At 76.7% G+C, this 3,235-nt stretch carries 1 protein-coding gene; it reads left to right on the forward strand.

The genetic code is table 11. The annotated features are described in order from the left end of the window. Positions 1–591 precede the first annotated feature (591 nt). A partial coding sequence (locus tag B7L92_RS19000; RefSeq protein ID WP_081238729.1) for an FAD-binding and (Fe-S)-binding domain-containing protein occupies positions 592–3,235 on the forward strand: 2,644 nt, incomplete at its 3' end.

Raw genomic sequence — 3,235 nt, forward strand, 5'->3', positions numbered from 1 at the left:
TCTCCGCACCGGCGGTCGCCGGGGAGCAGGGGGGAGGTCATCAATCGGGTCCTCGGTCGGGTCCTCGGTCGGTCCGCGTTCCGTTTCGCTGTCGTGCACCGTTCGGTCAGCGCGGCCTGGGGGCGGTTCAGCGGCTCCGGCGGCCCATGGCCGTCCGGTGCTCGGATACCTGGGTTGCCGTGCACCCCCTCGCCCACGTGCACGGCCGTACGCGATCCGCCGCCCACGTGCTCGATTGCCCGGTTCCTGCGTGAACGTCACTCTATGAACAGGAGCCGTCATGGGTGAGCAACCCGCGGTCACTATAAGGGAGTTCCTGATCAGTTTGGGAAGATTCCGGTTCCGTTCCCGGGATTTGACCCGACCTCGGTCGGGTGGGCCGCCGAACGGCGTGCTCATTCCGCCTCTTTGCCCCGTCCCGGTACCGTCCGTCCGCCCCGCCCCCGGGGCCGCGGAGGCGGTGCCGGTGCGGCGCACGAGGGAGCACGAGGGAGCAGGAACCGCACCGCCGTCCCGCCGGACCCGCCCCGCCGCTCCGCCGGTGGAGGGCGCCGGCGGCGCGTGGCACCGGCGCGGGGGCATCCTGAGGGCATGACGGGCACGACGGGCACGACGGATCTCCGGGAACTGCGGGCCGGGCTGGCGGCGGCCGTACGCGGTGAGGTGGACTTCGGCACGACCGCGCGGGCGCTGACCACCATGGACGCCTCCAACTACCGCCGGGTGCCGCTGGGCGTCGTCTCCCCCCGGGACGCCGACGACGTGGCGGCGGCCCTGTCGGTGTGCCGGACGCACGGCGTCCCGGTGGTGGCGCGCGGCGGCGGCACGTCGATCGCGGGCCAGGCGACCGGCACCGGAGTGGTGCTCGACTTCACCCGGCACATGAACCGCCTGCTCTCCCTCGACCCCGAGGCCCGCACGGCCGTCGTCCAGCCCGGGCTCGTCCTCGACCGGCTCCAGGAGGCCGCCGCCCCGTACGGCCTGCGCTTCGGGCCGGACCCCTCCACGCACAGCCGCTGCACCCTCGGCGGCATGATCGGCAACAACTCCTGCGGGTCCCACTCCGTCGCCTGGGGGACGACCGCGGACAACGTGCGGGAGCTGTCGGTGCTCACCCCGCGCGGGGAGCTGCTGCGGCCCGGGCCGGGGTGGGCCGGCGCCCCGGCGGGACTGCGGGAGCTGGTCGACGGCGAACTGGCCCGCCTGCGCACCGGCTTCCCGGAGCTGCCCCGCCGGATCTCGGGCTACGCGGTGGACGCCCTGCTGCCCGAGCGGGGCGCCGACGTCGCCCGCTCCTTCTGCGGCTCGGAGGGCACGCTGGGCGTGCTGACCGAGGCGGTCGTGGACCTCGTACGGGCGCCGCGCGCGCGGGCGCTCGCCGTGCTGGCGTACGCCGACGAGAGCGGGGCCGCCGAGGCGGCGGCCGGACTGCTTGAGCACCGGCCGCTGACGGTGGAGGGCATGGCGGCGGACCTGGTGCCCTCCGCCGCGGACCTCCCGCGCGGCGGGGCCTGGTTGTTCGTGGAGACCGGCGGGGAGACGGAGGCGGAGGCCCGGGCGCGGGCGGAGGCGGTCGTCCGCGCGGCGGACGTCCTGGACGCCCTGGTGGTCACCGATCCGGCCCGGCAGCGGGCCCTGTGGCGGATCCGGGAGGACGCGAGCGGTACGGCGACCCGGATGCCGGACGGCACGGAGGCCTGGCCCGGCTGGGAGGACTGCGCGGTGCCGCCCGCCCGGCTCGGCGCCTACCTGCGGGACTTCCGGCGCCTGCTGGCCGACCACGGGCTGCGCGGCACCCCGTACGGGCACTTCGGGGACGGCTGCGTCCACGTGCGGATCGACTTCGACCTGCTGACCGGGCCGGGCGTCGCCCGCTTCCGGCGCTTCTCCGAGGACCTCGCCGACCTGGTCGTGGCGCACGGCGGCTCCCTGTCCGGGGAGCACGGCGACGGGCAGGCGCGGGCCGAGCTGCTGCCGCGGATGTACGGCGCGGAGACGGTCGCCCTCTTCGAACGCGTGAAGGGCGTCTGGGACCCGGACGACCTGCTCAACCCGGGCGTGCTGGTCCGCCCCGCGCCCCTGGACGCGAACCTCCGCTTCTCCGCCCTGCCGCGCGGACCGGTGGACGTGGCCTTCGGCTACCCGGCCGACGGCGGCGACTTCTCGGCGGCGGTGCGCCGCTGCGTGGGGGTCGCCAAGTGCCGTACGGCGTCCGCGTCGGGGCCGGCGGTGATGTGCCCGTCGTTCCGGGCGACGGGCGAGGAGGAGCACTCCACGCGCGGGCGCGCCCGCCTGCTGCACGAGATGCTCGTCGGCGAGCTGGTGACCGACGGCTGGCGGTCCACGGAGGTACGGGACGCGCTGGACCTGTGCCTGTCCTGCAAGGGCTGCCGCTCGGACTGCCCGGTCGGGGTCGACATGGCCACGTACAAGGCGGAGTTCCTGCACCACCACTACGCGGGCCGCCGCCGCCCGGCCGCCCACTACGCGATGGGGTGGCTGCCGGTGTGGCTGGCCTGGGTGGCGCGGACCGGGTCGGCGGCCCTGGTCAACGCGGGGGCCTCGGTGGGGCCGCTCGCGCGGGCGGCGAAACGGCTGGGCGGGATAGCGCCGGAGCGGGAGATCCCGCGGGTGGCCGGGGAGACGTTCACCCGGTGGTGGCGGGGACGGCGGCCCGCCGCGCCCCCGGGGGACGGACCGCTGGTGGTCCTCTGGCCGGACACCTTCACCGAGCACCTGTCGCCCTCGGTGGGCCGGGCGGCCGTACGGGTCCTGGAGGCGGCCGGGCTGCGGGTGGCGCTGCCCCCGACGCTGCGGCTGCGGGGACGTCCGGTGGGCGACGGGCGCTCGCGGTCGGCGGCACGGCTGCTGACGGCGCGCCGGGGCCGGGTCTGCTGCGGGCTGACGTACCTCTCCACGGGCCAGCTCGCCCGCGCCCGCGCGGTGCTGCGCCGCACGCTCGACCTGATGGAACCGGTGCTGGCCGCGGACGCCCCGGTGGTCGTCCTGGAGCCGAGCTGCGCGGCGGCCCTGCGCACGGACGCCCCGGAGCTGCTGCACGACGACCCGCGGGCGGCCCGGCTGGCCGCACGGGTCCTGACCTTCGCGGAGGTCCTGGAGCGGTACGCGCCCGACTGGACCCCGCCTTCGCTGGACCGCCCCGTCGTCGGCCAGACCCACTGCCACCAGCACGCGGTCCTCGGCGACACGGCCGACCGCCGGCTGCGCGCGGCCG

Source organism: Streptomyces viridosporus (assembly GCF_002078235.1).
GTDB lineage: Bacteria > Actinomycetota > Actinomycetes > Streptomycetales > Streptomycetaceae > Streptomyces > Streptomyces viridosporus.